Origin of the sequence: Dyadobacter diqingensis (assembly GCF_024220585.1) — a bacterium.
In the GTDB taxonomy this organism is placed as follows: domain Bacteria; phylum Bacteroidota; class Bacteroidia; order Cytophagales; family Spirosomataceae; genus Dyadobacter; species Dyadobacter diqingensis.
This window is the reverse complement of record NZ_JAMXKF010000014.1, coordinates 50,202-68,366: the sequence shown is the minus strand read 5'-3', so window position 1 is coordinate 68,366 and position 18,165 is coordinate 50,202. Positions and strand designations below refer to the sequence as shown.

At 43.4% G+C, this 18,165-nt stretch carries 12 protein-coding genes and 1 pseudogene; 10 read left to right on the top strand and 3 right to left on the bottom strand.

Annotated elements, in window-relative coordinates; all coding sequences use genetic code 11:
• Nucleotides 1-331 precede the first annotated feature (331 nt).
• The 10 genes and pseudogenes from M1L62_RS27500 to M1L62_RS27465 all read left to right on the top strand — a co-directional run bounded on the left by M1L62_RS27500 (nt 332) and on the right by M1L62_RS27465 (nt 15,698).
• On the top strand, nt 332-7,168 hold the full coding sequence (locus M1L62_RS27500) for a GDSL-type esterase/lipase family protein (protein WP_254562859.1): 6,837 nt from the start codon (nt 332-334) through the stop codon (nt 7,166-7,168).
• 484 nt (nt 7,169-7,652) lie between these two features.
• Nucleotides 7,653-10,844: a DUF6443 domain-containing protein gene (locus M1L62_RS27495; RefSeq protein WP_254562858.1), complete on the top strand. Its 3,192-nt coding sequence runs from the start codon at nt 7,653-7,655 to the stop codon at nt 10,842-10,844.
• Nucleotides 10,841-11,452: an SMI1/KNR4 family protein gene (locus M1L62_RS27490; protein WP_254562857.1), complete on the top strand. Its 612-nt coding sequence runs from the start codon at nt 10,841-10,843 to the stop codon at nt 11,450-11,452. The genes M1L62_RS27495 and M1L62_RS27490 overlap by 4 nt, the downstream gene beginning before the upstream one ends.
• A gap of 276 nt (nt 11,453-11,728) precedes the next feature.
• Nucleotides 11,729-11,968: a hypothetical protein gene (locus M1L62_RS27485; RefSeq protein ID WP_254562856.1), complete on the top strand. Its 240-nt coding sequence runs from the start codon at nt 11,729-11,731 to the stop codon at nt 11,966-11,968.
• 415 nt (nt 11,969-12,383) lie between these two features.
• Nucleotides 12,384-12,725, top strand: a pseudogene (locus M1L62_RS29790) (RHS repeat-associated core domain-containing protein); the annotation flags it as partial.
• An 85-nt stretch (nt 12,726-12,810) separates the two neighbouring features.
• Entirely contained in the window at nt 12,811-13,203 is a 393-nt protein-coding gene (locus M1L62_RS27480) for a hypothetical protein (protein WP_254562855.1), read from the top strand.
• The gene (locus M1L62_RS27475; RefSeq protein WP_254562854.1) at nt 13,175-13,531 is read left to right on the top strand and encodes a DUF3592 domain-containing protein; all 357 of its coding nucleotides are present in this window, start codon (nt 13,175-13,177) and stop codon (nt 13,529-13,531) included. The genes M1L62_RS27480 and M1L62_RS27475 overlap by 29 nt, the downstream gene beginning before the upstream one ends.
• Before the next feature lie 447 nt (nt 13,532-13,978).
• On the top strand, nt 13,979-14,578 hold the full coding sequence (locus tag M1L62_RS27470; RefSeq protein WP_254562853.1) for a DUF416 family protein: 600 nt from the start codon (nt 13,979-13,981) through the stop codon (nt 14,576-14,578).
• A 253-nt stretch (nt 14,579-14,831) separates the two neighbouring features.
• Nucleotides 14,832-14,975, top strand: a complete 144-nt coding sequence (locus tag M1L62_RS29785; protein ID WP_374760328.1) for an RHS repeat-associated core domain-containing protein — start codon at nt 14,832-14,834, stop codon at nt 14,973-14,975.
• A gap of 252 nt (nt 14,976-15,227) precedes the next feature.
• Nucleotides 15,228-15,698: an ankyrin repeat domain-containing protein gene (locus tag M1L62_RS27465; RefSeq protein WP_254562852.1), complete on the top strand. Its 471-nt coding sequence runs from the start codon at nt 15,228-15,230 to the stop codon at nt 15,696-15,698.
• Between the two features lie 730 nt (nt 15,699-16,428).
• Here the strand turns inward: M1L62_RS27465 and M1L62_RS27460 are convergent.
• The 3 genes from M1L62_RS27460 to M1L62_RS27450 are packed head-to-tail and all read right to left on the bottom strand — an operon-like array spanning nt 16,429 to nt 17,965.
• Entirely contained in the window at nt 16,429-17,421 is a 993-nt protein-coding gene (locus M1L62_RS27460; protein ID WP_254562851.1) for a type II toxin-antitoxin system HipA family toxin, read from the bottom strand.
• Complete coding sequence (locus M1L62_RS27455) at nt 17,418-17,747, bottom strand: HipA N-terminal domain-containing protein (RefSeq protein WP_254562850.1); 330 nt, start codon at nt 17,745-17,747, stop codon at nt 17,418-17,420. Before M1L62_RS27455 ends, M1L62_RS27460 begins: the two co-directional genes overlap by 4 nt.
• A complete protein-coding gene (locus M1L62_RS27450) occupies nt 17,747-17,965 on the bottom strand; it encodes a helix-turn-helix domain-containing protein (protein ID WP_254562849.1) in 219 nt (72 codons plus the stop codon). The genes M1L62_RS27455 and M1L62_RS27450 overlap by 1 nt, the downstream gene beginning before the upstream one ends.
• Between the last annotated feature and the right edge of the window lie 200 nt (nt 17,966-18,165).

The window sequence follows — 18,165 nt, the reverse complement described above, 5'->3', positions numbered from 1 at the left end:
TTGCTGGCGTTTTATGCAACGAATAGAAGATTTTTTGACAGCAAAAGTCTCCAAGATTCTAATGCTTCGATTTTACATCATCGATTTGGACATCACATGTGACTTTGGAAGCATACTAGCTAATAATACAGCCCGGATTCATGGAACACGGCTCATATAACGGCAACATTACAGCTAGTTCGTTGGAAAAGTATCGGGCCAGTTTGAGTGACGAAAAAATAGACACTAAAGAAAAATCGAACAATGGTACTGCCAAGCCAAAGCGATGATTTAAAATGATTTGGACGGTTACATTATTGAGTTATTGCCACGGTAAAATAAATTTCACTACATGAAGACTTTTAAATCTGCCCTTTTATTTCTTCTTATATTATGCGTGGGAGCGTATGGTCAAACAACGGATAGTTACATACCTAAGATCGTCCCACCATCCCCTCAGGCTGCCAGTTTAACCAGGTACGTTGACATACCTGTCAGTTACTATACAGGTACTGCCAATATATCTGTTCCGATTTATACTGCGCAGGAAGGCAAGGTAAGTCTGCCTATCTCCATCAGCTACCACCCTTCGGGTATTAAAGTAGCCGACGAGGCTAGCCAGGTCGGTTTGGGCTGGGCATTGAATGCCGGAGGAGTGATTTCCAGAACGGTGATGGGTGAAGACGACTTTACCCTGAGCAGATATTTTAGTCCTGCGGATAATCTGCCAACAAATTATTTCCCTACTGCAAATATGCAAATGGGAGCCGACATAGCTAACAACCAAAGTGCATTTAACTTCAATTTTTACTCGCAACAGGATGGCGGCCCGAAGACTGTGTCATTGAAGGTGGAAGAAAGCACTAACAATGAATACCAGCCGGATATTTATAACTTTAATTTCGCGGGGTATTCAGGTAAATTTATCATAAGCAGGACCAGGGAAATCATCATGAACGAAAAGAGCGACATTCGTATCAAGATGATTGAAGCAAATAATGGAGCTGATATTTCCTGGGAAATAAAGACACCAGACGGAACTGCCTATTTATTTAATCAGAAGGAAACATTCAGAAATGCCAGCGGTGGAAACTCGGTTTCGTCGTGGTATCTCACCCAGATAACTTCCCCGGAAGGATCTGCTATCAGCCTTAGCTATAATACAATAAATGATGCTTTTAATTATCCCCAGGGTGCAATCACTGAAACACTAGGGATACATTCTATTGGAGAAACTTGTAATACGGGAGAAAACCCGACACCTGTTCTTACTCATACGATTGGCCGTATCCCACCTAGATATATTTCAACGGTTTATTTGAATGAGATCACGTTTCAGAATGGTTCTGTGAAATTTATTTTTGAAAACCGGGAAGATCTATCGTACGATAAAAAGCTTAAAACTGTTGAAATTTACAATAAGCCCGGTGGTGTAAAGACCCTTTTAAAAGCATTTGATTTTAGCTACGCTTATTTTGATGGAACGGCGGATGCCGATGTGCCAGCCACCAGCGATGGAAGCGGTTCGGTATCGAAAAGGCTGAAATTGTTGTCAGTAACAGAAAAGTCCGCTAGTGGGAGTGCTCTAATGCCGCATGTTTTTGACTATTTTGAAAGCAGCACCGGATACTCTGATTTGCCTGCGAAAACTTCATTCGCTCAGGATCATTGGGGCTACTACAATGGAAAGCAGGGTACTACGAGTTTGATTCCTACTTTTTCACCTTTCTCTTCTTCCTCAGCTAACATCAAGGAAATTTTCGGGCAACTAACTGGCACCGAAAGGGATACCGGCCCGGATTATATTAAGGCATTCAGCCTGAAAAAGATCACCTATCCTACGGGAGGGAATACGGAATTTGATTTTGAAGCCCATGATTATGATGTTAATAACTCCAATAAAAACGATCATTCATTTGCGGGCAATAATATGGGGACCCCGGTAGCGAAGAATGTTAACCTACTATATAATAAGAACCAGCCAGGGGTATCTCAGGATTTTGAGGTTGATTTTTCCCGTGCGGTGACGGCAGAGGGTGGGCTGACCACAACCTTAAAATTAAGCGCATTCGTAAGGCTAAATAATCCGACGGCATGTAGCACAATATCAGGCCAGTCCGGTAAGGTGTACTTTGAGTTAATTGACAAGGCAACAGGGATTTCCCGGGGAACATATGATATGTTTACCATGCAGGAATGTACGGCAAATTCGGACGGTTCGACTTCTCCCTGCATCAAAAAAGGTTGCAGTCCTCAGGGAACAACGGGGGGGATTAGTCACGACAATACAATCTATAACATTATGCCTGGTAAGTATATCTGGCGTGCCATAGCCAGTAACGAAAACGGGGTCTTAATTGCTGATTTCGGAATCAATTTCTCCTGGTTTGAGCCTTTGGAAGCAACCGAGGGAGCTATGAAAAATGGTGGCGGCTTACGCCTGAAAACCATTACCGTCAACGACGGAGTGAAGAGCAACGTTAAGACATTTAAATATAGACTTACCCAGACAGGCTCCAATGGGCAAAGCATCGAGAAGTCAACAGGGAGATTGATGACAAAACCGCAATACACCTATGCGGAAGACAGAAAGTGTCTTGTTAGTGGCCCAGGTGGAACGGATACAAAAAATTCTATATTGATACTTCGTACTTCTAACAGCATCATTCCTCTGAGCGCTTCTGCTGGCGGGTCGGTTGTCGGTTATGATCAGGTGGTTGTAAGCTATGGTGCTGGTGGTGAAAATGGGCAATCTATTTTTTACTATGATAATCAATCTGATGTTGTCAACAATTTTTCCTATTACAGGCCTCCTCTCATTTCCAGTAAGCCATTTAAATCAAATGGTAACTTATTGAAGCAGGAAGATTTTGTAAAATCAGGTTCTGTTTTTGTAAAGGTTAAAGAGGCAGAATATGATTATTATTTAAGTACGCCTACTTATCAGTATGCAGCCGAAGTAAGGGACATTCCTTTTCCGGCAGGTGGAGCCATTTTTAATAAAAAAAACCATGGGTTCTTTTATCCGGCAATGATAAAGAATTGGAATTACTTAAAGAGCGAAAAAACGAAAGTTTACGATCTGAATAACCCTGGCACACCGATTGAAACCATAAAGGAGTATTTTTATAATAATCCAAATTTTACCCAGCTTAGTCAAAGCAAGGCCTCGGATAGCAGGGGGCGTAATATTGTTACATCTTATAAATACCCTTTCGACTATTCCACTGGGGTATATCCTGCGATGGTAACGAAAAATATGGTGAGTCCCATTATAGAGGAAACAAGGAGTATAGAAAATGGAGCAACATTGACTTGGGTTAACACTGAATATTTTAACCCGGGTGGCAGTTTGTATTTACCAAAGAAGGTGGATACCAAGATAGGGCAGGGCCCCGCATTTAACCTTGTGGAGTTTTTGACTTATGACGACCGCGGAAATCTGTTAACTTTTAAAGAAAAGGGAGGTGCAACTACCAAACTTGAATATTATGGATTAACCGATGTAGGTAAAACCGACTTGCTTAAAGCGAAGACAGAGGCTGACGGGACAACGGTTACTGCAACGACTACCTACAACTATAAATCGCTCGTTGGTGTCGAATCCATAACAGACCCTTCTGGCAAGGTCACTTGGTACAACTACGACAATTTTAGCCGTCTCTCCGACATCCGCGAAAACAATAGCGGTGGTAATTTGCTCAAGAGCTTCCACTATAACTATGCTAACCAGCCTGGGTGGAGTAACGGTATTACGGATGATCCGGCGGTAGATGTCCCATCTAGCCCTGGACTAGTCTCTGAGAAATATAGCCGGGTACTTATTGTAGGGAATAGCATTACAAAATTAATAGCCCAGTCCGGTACGGATGGCTGGCAATCACCTGAGCTTACTGCTGCCGGCGGATGGGGGCGGGCTTCCTCGACGAAAGAAAAAGATTTTGTCCATATTCTCGAAAAGCGTTTCAGGGATATAAATCCTGATGTGCAGGTTTTACCCTTATGGGAGGCACCCTTTGAACGGAATTATCCAAGTGGTGGCATTGCTGGGTGGCTTACCTTCAATTATACAGATTTTCAAAATCGTATTATCAGTGGCTTTGGTGGATCAGGAAACAAACCCGACTTAATAATTATCCGATTGGGAGAAAATGTTAATAATTCTGACGTCAACCCACAAAATTTTAAAGAAGCATTTAAGACGTTAATTGATAAGATCCTGGCAGTGAGTACGCCGGGTGCCAAGGTAATTGTGACTAACTCGATGTGGCCGGATCAACCGCTTGCCAATACCAAAATACAGGAGGTCGCAGCTGAACGCAACTTGCCTTTTGTAGATCTGAGCGACATGTCTGCAAACGAAGTTTATAAGGCAGGAAAAGATCCGGTTTCTATGGCTGCATTCCCTAACAATACGGGTGATACGCATCCAGGTGATGCCGGGATGTTAGAGATTGCGGATCGAATTTGGAGTAAAGTTAGAAATGTTGAATTAGCATCAAATATTGGCGGTAATGTTAGTAAGGTTCGCTTTTACCCTCGTACCGATTGCTGTATGGATCATATTGTCGGTAGCGTTATCCAGGGATCAAATGACATCTCAAATGCCAACGGGTGGACTACACTGGCTACGATTAATAAAATGCCAACTTCCGGATGGAATGAATACTTTATTCGAACAACTACAGCCTGGCGATATCTACGTTTCTTAGCTGGTCCCAATTGCAGCGGAGAATTAATTGAACTGGAATTCTACAATGGAAGTTCAAAACTAACCGGGGCAACATTTGGATCTGCCGGCTATGGCGTAGTTTTTGATGGTCAAATGATAAATTTTTGGCAGGGGACGGCTCCCGGTCCTCAGAACTATGCAGGACTTGATTTGGGTGTAGGTTGCTCGGCTTTGACGGCGAGTGTTCTTTCACCAACCAACAACGCCAGTGTAGTGGGTACCGCGAGCACAACTACTGCTAATCGTGTGACGACTGCCATCAGCGTCACGACCTGTGTTCCAACCGGCACCACCATCAATAGTGTGGAGATCTGGGCAGCAACCAGCGATGGCGGATGGCCTAACCGGATGGGCTATGCCGTAGCGGATGCCAGTCAAACAGGCGTTTACAAGCTGTCATCTGTGGAGGGCAGCGCCAACGGCCAGTGGCCTACACCTTACCTTGGCCCGGGTACTTACCGCTTTTATGCCATCGTAAAAACTGCGACTTCTACGGTCACCACTGACTACATAACCGTTACGCTCACGGCACCCCCAGTCACAGGTTGTCCTGTTCTGACGGCGAGTGTTCTCTCGCCGGCCAACAACGCCAGTGTGGTGGGTACAGCCAGTACAACTACGGCTAATCGTGTAACGACAGCCATCAGCGTCACGACCTGTGTTCCTACGGGTTCGACGATCAACAGTGTGGAGATCTGGGCGACAACCATCGATGGCGGTTTCCCAAACCGGATGGGTTATGCCGTAGCTGATGCTGGTCAACCGGGTGTTTACAAATTGTCCTCTGTGGAAGGTAGTGCCAACGGACAGTGGCCAATACCTTACCTTGGTCCTGGCACTTACCGCTTTTATGCAATTGTAAAAACGGCGACTTCTACGGTCACGACTGACTACATAACCGTTACGCTTACCGCGCCCCCTGTCACAGGTTGTCCTGCTCTGACGGCGAGTGTTCTCTCGCCAGCCAACAACGCCAGTGTGGTGGGTACCGCGAGCACAACTACTGCTAATCGTGTGACGACAGCCATTAGTGTCACTACCTGTGTTCCAACAGGTTCTACCATCAATAGTGTGGAGATCTGGGCGACAACCAGCGATGGCGGTTTTCCAAACCGTATGGGTTATGCCGTAGCTGAGGCTGGTCAACCAGGTATTTACAAATTGTCATCTGTGGAAGGCAGCGCCAACGGACAGTGGCCTATACCTTACCTTGGCCCAGGCACTTACCGCTTTTATGCCATCGTAAAAACGGCGACATCTACGGTGACTACGGACTACATCACTGTTACGCTTACTGCGCCCCCAGTCACAGGTTGTCCTGCTCTGACGGCGAGTGTTCTCTCGCCAGCCAACAATGCCAGTGTGGTGGGTACAGCCAGTACAACTACAGCTAATCGTGTGACAACGGCCATTAGTGTCATGACCTGCGTTCCTGCTGGCTCTACCATCAGTAGCGTGGAGATCTGGGCAGCAACCAGCGATGGCGGATGGCCTAACCGTATGGGTTATGCCGTGGCGGACGCCAGTCAACCAGGTGTCTATAAGCTGTCCTCTGTGGAGGGTAGTGCCAACGGACAATGGCCTACACCTTACCTTGGCCCGGGCACTTACCGCTTTTATGCTGTGGTCAACACCGGGACAGCTTCGTTCACCACGGGCTATAATACAATTACGCTGACAGCTCCGGCTGGCACGAGTTGTCCTGCTTTAACGGGCAGTGTGCTTTCACCAGCCAACAACGCCAGTGTAGTGGGTACAGCCAGTACAACTACCGCTAACCGCGTGACGACAGCCATCAGTGTCATGACTTGTGTTCCTGCTGGCTCCACCATCAGCAGCGTGGAGATCTGGGCAGCAACCAGCGATGGCGGATGGCCAAACCGTATGGGTTATGCCGTGGCGGATGCCAGTCAACCAGGTGTTTACAAATTGTCATCTGTGGAAGGCAGTGCCAACGGACAGTGGCCTACACCTTATCTTGGCCCGGGCACTTACCGCTTTTATGCTGTGGTCAACACCGGGGCAGCTTCGTTCACCACGGGCTACAATACAATTACGCTGACTGCTCCGGCTGGCACGAGTTGTCCTGCTTTGACGGGCAGTGTGCTTTCACCAGCCAACAACGCCAGTGTAGTGGGTACAGCCAGTACTACTACGGCTAATCGTGTGACGACAGCCATTAGTGTCACGACCTGTGTTCCTGCTGGTTCCATCATCAGCAGTGTGGAGGTCTGGGCAGCAACCAGCGATGGCGGATGGCCTAACCGGATGGGTTATGCCGTAGCGGACGCGAGTCAACCAGGTGTTTACAAGTTGTCCTCTGTGGAGGGTAGTGCCAACGGACAGTGGCCTACACCTTACCTTGGCCCTGGCACTTACCGCTTTTATGCAATCGTAAATACCGGGACGGCTTCGTTCACCACGGGCTATAATACAATTACTTTAACAGCCCCATAGAAAATTATTTTAAAAAGCGGGAAGTGAAAATGATTTTTCACTTCCCGCTTTTTAAAAAATATCAGTCAGTTTTTCTATGATCAATAACAAGGTAAATGCATCGGCGGTAGTTGCTCTGGTTACTTCGGAAAAGTTTTATAATTACACCTCTCAGGGACTGGCATCAGACAGCCGGTAGGGTAAATACACAACTGCCTGGGGGACCTCAAACTATACGACCACACCGGGCATCGATTAACCCCGCGTACTCGTAAACGCCCCCAAATGGCAAAACACCTTACAATGTCATCGGAATAAGTATTGAAAGAACGGATAGTAACAAGGTCAACATCTGGTATAACGATTCAAACGATTTATAAGGGATTTCTTATAAACTGGCAAAGCAGAGCTATCCTCTGTACATAGGAGACTTGGATTGATTGGAAGTAACGAACGCGTTGGTTAGAGGCATTTTTTTATTCAAAAATATCACTTTTCAAAAGTAATGATGACATCGGTTTCCTATTTTCGCTACCTGCTTTTCGCGGCAGTTCTTTATTCACAAGGCCTTTTCGGGCAGAGCACGGATAAGAACTTTGTGTTGGCCCGTACCTACAAAGGTGCGCGCACTACCGTCAGCGGTAATATCAAAGATGCAACCCAGGAGGTTGCTTATCTGGACGGCCTGGGGCGTCCCTTGCAGAGTGTCTCAGCCCAGGCGAGCCCGTTGCTTTCGGGCACACGTCCTTCCGACCTGGTGAGTCACACCGAATACGATGCGGTGGGCCGGGTGTCGAAAGTATATGCACCCTATCCGGCAGAATATGTGTCCAACCCTGCCGCCGGCAACGGAAAATATGCCGGCGACGCGGCTACGAAGTCGGTGGCGTATTATAACAATGCCGCAAACTTCAATGAACAAAATAACCGGGGTTATGCCTTGACTGAGTACGAGCCTTCCCCTTTGAACCGCGTGAGCAAACAGTTTGCTGTTGGTTCAGATCGTTCCGTTACTCTCGAGTATGGAGGCAATGCCAATGAAGTCAGATTGTATAAGGTCTCAGCAGACAATAACCTGATGGATGATAATGCCTTCTATGGAGCAGGTCAGTTATCGAAAACAAGCACTGCCGATGAAAATGGGAACATATTCAGAGAATTTAAAGACAAGGATGGCAGATTGGTGCTGAAAGCAGTGCAGGCTGCACAGGATACCTGGCTGAACACGTATTATGTCTATGATGATCTTTCCCGGCTCAGATTTGTCCTGCAGCCCGAGTATCAAAGGGAGGCCAGCGTCGGCAAATATGCATTTAAGTATATGTATAATGATCGCGGGCTGATAAGCAGTAAATATGTGCCCGGAGGAGGGACGACCACGATGATCTATGACAGCCGTGACCGGTTAACCGAAAGTACAGACGGCAATGGTAAAATCACCTATTTTAAGTATGATGAACTGGACCGCGTGATTGAAACAGGCGAAAAATCTGGTACTGAGTATCGGCCGCTGGTGAAAACACATTACGACAATTATTCGCCTCCTTTTGGGGGAACGCAGGCATTTGTAAACAATTACGGCAACGGTTATCCAACAACTTCCAGGTCCAATGTAAAGGGGAAGGTAACCGTAACCGCCACACGCATATTGAATCCGGATGGCAGTTATAGCGATGCGAGTACCGGATGGCTTTATACTACGACGTATTATGATGATCTCTTCAACGTAATAGAAACGATCAGAAGCCTATTTGATCTTGGCGGTGGCAACTATGAACATGTGGTGAGGCAGCTCCGTTTCGACGGTCGTGTGGAGAAGGAACTTGTCAAGCAAAAGGTAAGCACCGGAGATAACACGGTTGAGAAGCAGTATACATACGATCACGCCGACCGGCTGCTCAGTACCCGTTATATTGTCAAAAGCGGTACCACTGAGAGGAAGAACATTGTGGTGGCTGCCAACCGTTACGATGCACTCGGGCAGTTGAAAAAGAAATTTCTGAATTCAACGGATGCCAGTAATTTCCGGGAGCAACTGGACTACAACTATGTCCCTAGGGGCTGGATGAGCAAAACAGTTGGTAAGACAAGTGCTGGAGATAACTTTGGCGTTGAACTTAAATATGCAAACGCGACCACCCCTCAATACAATGGCAACATCGGCGAGATGCTCTGGAGGCAGGGCAGCGCCTGGGCCGGATACAAATTTACCTATGACAAAGCCAATCGTCTGACAAAGGGTGAAGGGTCTAACTACGAATACAGTGAAACAATTTCGGCCTATGACCTTAATGGGAATATCAAGGCGTTGCAGCGAAAAAAGAGTGCAGCTACCTGGGATGACCTTACCTATATATACGATAATGGTAACCGCCTGACCAAGGTGACCGATGCCGGCTCGACAGAAGGTTTTAACAATGGTTCTTCGGCTGACTCTGAGGATTACAAGTATGACGGCAACGGCAACACGGTTCAGGATAAAAACCGGGGTATCGCGGATGGTGGCATCCGGTACAATATGCTGAACCTGCCCAGGGAAGTGGCTATCAATGGCCTCACCATGCAGTATCACTATGATGCAACCGGTTCGAAGCTACGGATGCAGCGTGGAACGGATAACATCAAATATGCCGGTATCTTCGAATATAATAGCAGTAATTACCTTACCCGTATTGGAACGGAAGAGGGCCAGATCACAATCACCAACAACGGTGCTAGTACCACTGATTATTCCTTTGAATATTATCTGAAAGATCACCTTGGCAATACCCGACAAGTAGTAAACGAGACAGGAACGCTTTTACAAGAGACGGATTATTTTCCTTTTGGGTTGGCGATTCCTAGGGCAGCGGGAACAAATAAGTACACTTTCTTAGGTAAGGAGCGTCAAGCGGAGACCAATTGGATAGATCTTCAAGCCAGGTTTTATGACCCGACGATTGGCAGGTTCATGGTGGTTGATCCTGAAACCGAAGGACAAGACACTTTTTCTCCGTATCATTACTCGTTCAATAACCCAATACGTTTCTCTGATCCGGATGGAAGATTTGCGTGTTGCGGTGGTCCCGGTTCAATGTTGCTAACCGCAGCAAAATCTCAATGGGAAGCTGTTAAGTCTAACACACGGGAATTGGGGAGAAATATCGAACAAGGATTGGGTAAGGCTTTAAGCTATACGGATGCAAACGATGCGGCAGTATTAGCTACTACAATTACCCGTCACGGGAATGCTGTTAATCTGGATGGGACAAAAGCAACCACAACGGATAAAGTTATGGCAGCTGGCGGTGCTCTACTACCATTAGTAGCTGGTAGCACTTTAAAGAAAATAGGAGAAAGTATTGCGGAAATTCCGGCAGTTAAGGCGATAGTAGATATATTTGTAGATGGGAGTAAGCATCCAGAATCGGCAAAACACCTCTCCGAGGCGATCCAAAACGGCACGAGTAGTGAAGGTGTTATTGATAGAGCTGGGGCAAGTGCAAGAAGACGGGAGAACCTTAAGGGGACAAATACGCAAAGTGGTATGGATAGAGACGAAGTTCCCCCGGCAGTGATTAATACAGGTGGCTCATCTAGTGTTAGGCATATCCCATCATCGGACAATAGGGGTGCCGGTGCTAGTATTGGACAGCAAATAAGAAAATTGCCTGACGGCACAAGAGTAAGAGTACTTCCAATAAATGAGAATCCATGATACAGAGTATTTTAAGCAAAAAGTGCGACATAGAAGTTGCACCACATTTTACCCAAGAATTCGTCATATATGATTACGATTCGCTTTATATTGAGTTTATTAAAGCGTCAAATGGAGGTTTCTTTTACGGTAAATCTTTGCACATGTACTCATATGTAGCCCGTGACACGGAGCATGATATTGTCCAGTTAAATAAGATTATAAAGGACGAATTTGGAGATCTGACTAAAAATGCCTTTTTCTTCGGGCAAGACCTATTTGGTAATCAATTTGGATTCCTAGATAATCTTGTAGTTCTATTCAATATTGAGACAGGTGATTTTGAAGCCAATGGTAACAGTTTTTATGATTGGCTCCAATTATTGCATGAAGATGGAGATTATCTAACAGGTGAAAGTTTATTGGCAGCCTGGGAAAGTGAAAACGGTTATTTGAGTATAGACGATAGACTTTGCCCAAAGAAGCCCTTTGTAGTTGGTGGAGAATACCAAATAGAAAATCTGTCTGCACTAGGGATCGTAAAGAACCTCTCTTATAATTCGGAACTGGCAAAGCAGATCCACAACTTATCGGATGGAACGCCAATTAGATTCCAAATTAGATCCTGATCGTTTTTGTCTTACCAAAGAGGATAAGTATATTCGAGAATATGATTAAACACACAGGCTCTTGAACCGGGGCCTGTTCTGTTATTATATTAAACCGAAAAGCAAATATTACATATCCTGTACAAATTGAATGACGTGGATTCATATGATTTTTATTCATCTCAACACGCGGCGACATTATTAGACTATGGGATTCCATATGACCAAGCAGCAAAATTTTAACTTTATCATCCAGATGCCGTAAAGGATTCAGGATCATATTTTTAAATTATCTATATGAATAAGACCAATGTAATTCTTAGCTATTTAAATAAAATTACCGGGCATAGTAACTGGTATAAAATTCATCGAAAATATTCAGGTGATTCGCAATATGTAGCTGTTCTCGAAAATCTGGAAGACACAATTCAATATATGGAGAACCAGAAATTAATTTCCATTGAGAAAATACCTGGTGAAATAGATAGGATCGATATTACCGGGTTAGGTAAACAGTATCTTGAACTGAATTCTTAAGGTATACTTTTTAACCAAGCTAACCCTGATTGGTAATCAGGATTAGCTTGGTTCGGCGTTTTAAACGCGTCAATGTATGCGTTTCTGATCTACTACGAGGTAAGTCGCTTATCAGCAAGCACAGGACTGCTGGGTTAAGTTGATACTGAAAGCGGGGGGACCTATTACAAAAATGTCAACATCCATACACTGACACGTGCAAGAGCAGCCGTCGAAAACCTCACAACATACTGCCTTCTGGTATTAAAATCGCGGATCAGCGCGTCGATGACTATACAGATTTTGTATTCGGTCAGCATTCAGGTATTTTGAGATCTGCTACATCCGGTCCAGGGTTGGCTTGTCGAGTTCCAGATCAGAGCTAGGTTGAAAACCTGGAATATGATGAAAAATCCACTGAAATTACGATGCCTTTGGATTGGAAATAACCAGAACATCCGGAAGCAACCGTTACACTTTCTTAGGCCGTGAAAAGCAACTAGAAACGGGATACATGGATCTAATGAAGCGGTTTTATGATCCAACTATTGGTAGATTCACGCAAGTCGATCCGGTCACTGCCGATCAGGAAAACTACTCTACCTATCAGTATGGCTGGAATAATCCTATCTTGCGGAGTGACCCCAACGGAGATTGTCCTAGTTGTTTATTTGGAGGACTTGTTGGGGCAGCAGTGGAATATGGTACCCAAGTAGCAACCAATGCATTCAATAGCGGTAGGTTAACGTCCGATTCATTTACCAAAACATTAACTTAACTTATCTTCTGTTGGACTGGCTTTTGTGGAGGGAGCCGTAACTCAAGGAGCAAGTGTGGGACGAAAATTGTTGGTAAAAACGGCCGTGACGCTTGCAAACAATGTTGCTGAAGTCAGCGTAGATGGAGAAGGTTCTGTAAGTGGGAAATTGGAGACAAGGGCATCGAATGTGGTGAAAAACGCTTCAATAGATGCAATTTCTGATCTAACTACGGGAGGAATAATAAATAAATCGGCCAAAGGTCTGGCAAGTAATGTTGCTAAAACACTTGCAGGTGAAAACGGGAATATATTAGCAAAAGGCGTTAAAAACGCACTTAGAGATAAAGGAGAGCAAATCACAGGAAAGCAAATTAAACAAACAGCAAAAAATTTAGTTACAGTGGTACCTGAAAAATTTGGTAATTATGCCGAAAATGCAACAAAAGCTATAACCGCCCCAACAATAGATGAAATCAAGAAGAGAACAAACGAGTAAAGAGAAAAAAGCTCCGATAAAATTTTATTTCGGTCTGGCATTAATTTTTTTGCTAATCGGCTATCCAATATATTTTCTAATTAGAAGTGGCGTGGCAAGTCATAAGTTATCATCAGATAGCCAAACAATAAAGGGTGTTGTCATTGACGAAAAAAAATTTACTGGACACAGTCCTGTGAATCAGACTTTTTACTATTCCTATGAATTTCGTGTTGACGGTAAAATCTATAAGGGCAATACGGAGAATAGCAAATACGCCGTGGGTGATAGTGTTGAGGTGGAGTATGCAAAATCAAACCCCGATTATAATAGAATAAAAAAAAACTGAGACAAATTCTCTTTGTAAAAGAAATCAACTAGTTAAAGGTGTGGATCTGTCATATTAAAATAACGCTAGCTTCTAGCTTGGAGAATCGGAAGAGTAAGGCGGAGTAATATGAGGTTGATCGCTTTTGAGAAGGTTTGTTGGGTAACAATCGACCCCGTCACAGATACCCAGTAAGACCAATCTACTTATCAGGTTGTTCCTCCTTATAAAAATTGTCAAACAGGTTACGACCTGCTCAGAGGGCTATGTTACAATCGGGGAAGTAGAAGCAAAAGGACTGTCGAAGTCACCATAATGAACTACGGTCAAAACAATGGAGTTAGTATTCAAAGTGTTGGTGCAAGTAGGCCAATATGCGCAAGTTGCGCATTGGCTCTTCAGAGTACAGATGTAGCACCGGCAAGTCTTCTAAAATCTAAAAAAGAATAATAATTTTAAGGAGTAAAAATGGATAAATACCCATTAGAAATAAAAAAAGACTTGGGCAGGCTATCAGATAAGGCAAAACTATTTTTTGCTGCATTGACTTGTGATCATCTTTATCCTAACTACGTTCATTTTCAAGAAACAACTGGTTGGGGTGATCCTGAGACACTCAGAGAGGCAATTGATACCATCTATCAATATCTTATTAATGGCGACTTATATACTTCGAATGATATTCAGGTATGGATTGACTCGGTTGATTTAATAACACCCGATACAGAAGATTTTCCTGAAATTACAAGTTCCTATGCGTTGGATGCTTGTACTGCTGTTTTGAGTACTTTAAGATTTATCACTGAATCAAATTTAGATTGTATCGTTGAAGTGGCTACTTATGCGAGAGATACAGTTGATATGTATGTTCAGATCCGTGATGATTTTAATAGCAGTGATCCAAATATTGAAGCCCGAATCGCTGCTGATCCTCTTATGATCAGGGAAAAGCGGCGTCAATGTCAATTAATTGAGAGACTTTTAGTAATAGATCTTAATAAGGTTACAGATGCTTTAATCGAAAGCCTACGTAGTAGAGAGCCTATTATTGGCATTGATGCTTTATAATCAAGAAAGTTATTAAACTAACAAAACAGGCTCCGGTTCCGGAGCCTGTTTACAGAATAATGCCTTTTGGCATTAAAATCACGTATCAGCGCATCGATGACCATAAAAATCTGTTTACGGTCAGCATCGGGCATTTTAGAAACCTCCTGCATCCGGTCCAGGTTCGGCTTGTCGAGTTCCAGATCAGAACTAGGTTAAGAAACTTGGGGAACGTCGAAAAATTCATTGAAATTACTATCCCTTCGGGTGAGCGATACCCAGAACGGCGGGAACAAATAAGTACACTTTCTTAGGTAAGGAACGTCAAGCGGAAACCAACTGGATAGATCTTCAAGCCAGGTTTTATGACCCGACGATTGGCAGGTTCATGGTGGTGAATCCGGAGACCGAAGGATAAGACAATTTTTCTTCGTATCATTCTCGTTAAATAACCCGATATGGTTCTCAGATCCCGATGCAAAATTCCCCGAATGCTGTAAGGGTTTAGGAGATTTCTTTATCGGTGTTGCAAATGCACTTACAGAGGATATTGTCGGTGCCGCCAGTCCAATTATGGCAAGTCCAGGGTATCCGGGAGCTTACAATGCAGGAAGAACGGCAGGGTACTATGGAGCCCAGGCAATTGAAGCACACAATAGAAGTCGTCAACATGAAAAAAAATAAACCATTAAGAATGTCTCCCGAAGTAATTCAGTCGCTGTTAGACGGAGACCAAAATGCTGCTATATTGCATTTGAACAGCTTGGATAGGGATGGGCGCTCTCCGCTATTTTACAGCCTTCTCTTAGAAAAGACTGATTTATTAAATAAATTGATACTAGCGGGAGCAGATATCAATCAGCAAGATAAGCTAGGGTGCACTACTCTGCATCACGCGGTTCAGCGGTACAATGTGCCAGCGACTCATTTGCTGCTACAAAGTGGTGTTGATCTAGAAATTAAGGATGACTATGGAAATACTCCTTTGTTGCGAGCTGTCTTTGAATCTAAAGGTAAAGGCGACATTATCAAGTTATTACTAGAATTTGGAGCTGACATTGGTAACAAAAATAATTCTGGGATCAGTCCTGTCGAGTTGGCAGAGACGATTGCGAACTATGATATCATTCAATTTTTTTGAAACAGAATCACTTGATCACCCCAGATAAGCCTGTTGAGCTTTATTGTCTCGGATAACAGTATCAATCAAAATCTATTTGATTATCAAAAACCATTCCTTTGTTGATGGGAATAATTGAATCGCTACTGCCTGCTTTTTACTTTTTTTAGAAAGCAACAATATTTTGAAAACAAAATCCGGAGCCTTGGTCATAAGCAATGAAGTGCTTGCAAGTTTGACCCTTTTTGCTGCTGCAAATAAACCTGAGGAAATGGAGACGGTTAAGAAGTTAATTATTGGTGTGCTTAATAGGAATTATTAAACCTAATTTCAATTTATTATGTCCGATGTTTCAGATATAGATTCAGATTGATTACATAATATAAACGGTAAAGACAAAAACTCATAAACGACGTCAATGAAAAAGGGGCTGAGAATCCTCTGGCCCCTTCTCAAATTCAGTTTTTGAGTAATCCCTAAAAAAACTCAACTGTCAGATCTATTGTTGGCTATCACACTTTATGGTACGGTTTGCATGATTGTGACACACTTTAATTGCACTATGATTTAAGGGATCGCCTTTTAAGCCTAACTTTTAATTGTCTCTGGTAGAAGGATTGGGAGTGTTCGATGAACTGTGTCAGGATTTGAGTTGCGCAATGTATCAAATTGAGATAGCTATCTCAATACTGGCAGGATATATTTACACGTGGCTTCCAATCCTATTTTCCCATACGCGGGTTTTACCATATCATGATTTCCGCGGCCATTCCATATTAATTCGTTTAATTTTGTCTTTATAGTATGATTTGTATTCAGCCTTTATTGGTTCGTTTAAATAAGAACTATCAATTAGGAAATCGATTTTTTCTTCTTTTCCGTTAAACTCCGAAATAATTTTAATAATCCGGCTCTCCTTGATTCCTAAGACCTTCCCAAACTGTAAAAAGTCATCGTAAGTATAAAAGCCTTGGGCATCATAGGCGTCCGAAAAGCGATCTTTCAAAAGCATGAGCGCCATGTCTGACTCACTGGGCGAATGTATGCGGGTGCAAAGCAAATCGTAGGCCGGTGTTAAAACGTAGTCACCTGTTTCAATTTGAATAACAGAAAAATTCTTGACGTGTGCATCGCCGTTTGAAAAGATATAGTTGAACAGTATCAATCGGAAGAATTTTTCAATTTCTACCGGATATAATGAAACATGGATTTTCATTAATGCGCCTATTTCTTCATAGGAAAGATCATATTTGAAATTTCTTCCATGTGTAATCTCTGTAACTTGGGCGATTTGTGCGAAGTCTTCTTGTTGGAACTTGCTGCCGTCCTGCTTAACGTCAAATCTTTTTACCAGATAAGCTGGTGTTCGATCCTTGAAATAAATAATCGCATTGGGCGGGACTGCGATCCTGAAAAGTTGCCTTGCTAGTTGCATCGTCAAATGCTCATTGGCAGGGGCTTGATCCAGATTTTTAAACTGACCTATGGGAATAGGCTTCAGTAAAAATTGACCCCCTGTGTCCGTGAGAGCCAGTTGGCTTTTTGCCAGTTTCAGTGAGTATTTCACCTGAACTCCTGATATCGACATTTTTTTTGTCAAATCGTTGAAAAGGTCTGAATCTTCCGTGTAAGGGGATTGGAACGGTAAAATGTGACTCACCTTCTCGCCGTCAAATAATTCCTTAAGGCACTTTTTACAGTACCCATCAACTGCTACCTCTTTAAAACATCCAGAGCAATTCATGATAAAATTTCGTTAACTATTATTGATCCTATTGTATCTGATTTTGCTGTTGCTAATAAAAGACCGAAATGGTCATTTTCATCGATACGTAGTAAGCGGCATTGAGTCTGTTTGTTGACCCCTTCTGAAAGCAATCCGTAGAAGAAAGGAAAGAGAATATCAGAATAATATTGCTGATGTGTTTTTGGTAGCGATAGACTTATAGCGAATTGGTTGGAATCCTCGAAGTAGGCGTTGTCATATGTAAAAACATATTGCTGAGAATCGGTTCTCTCAAGAGTGCCTGCCAGTATTCCGTTGTTGTAGATTTCGGCCTTTCTTCCCATCACTTAACTATTTCTAATTTAATGACCATTCCAAGAACATTACAAATGCGCATGAGGGTTTCAAGTTCAGGATTGGCCAGGCCTTTTTCTATGTTTCGCAGGGTTCTGGGCGAAATTCCGGCAATATCCGCCAGGTCTCCCTGGATGATATGCCTGGATTTACGTCTTTTTTGAATAATCCTTCCAATATTCTCTTTTTGCTGCGTTTCTATATCCATAACTAAATGGGAATTAAACTGCCGTTTTAGATAAAATACACTTTATATTAATAGTTATACAAGGAAAACGGCAGTAAAATTCCGAAATGGAGAATAAGTTCTTACAATTCATGAAATTTCTATAAAAAAGGCATTATAATTCCCTTTTAATTTGAGCTTCTTCGGGGATAGGGTTTAACAGCTGGTGGGAGTCATCTTCG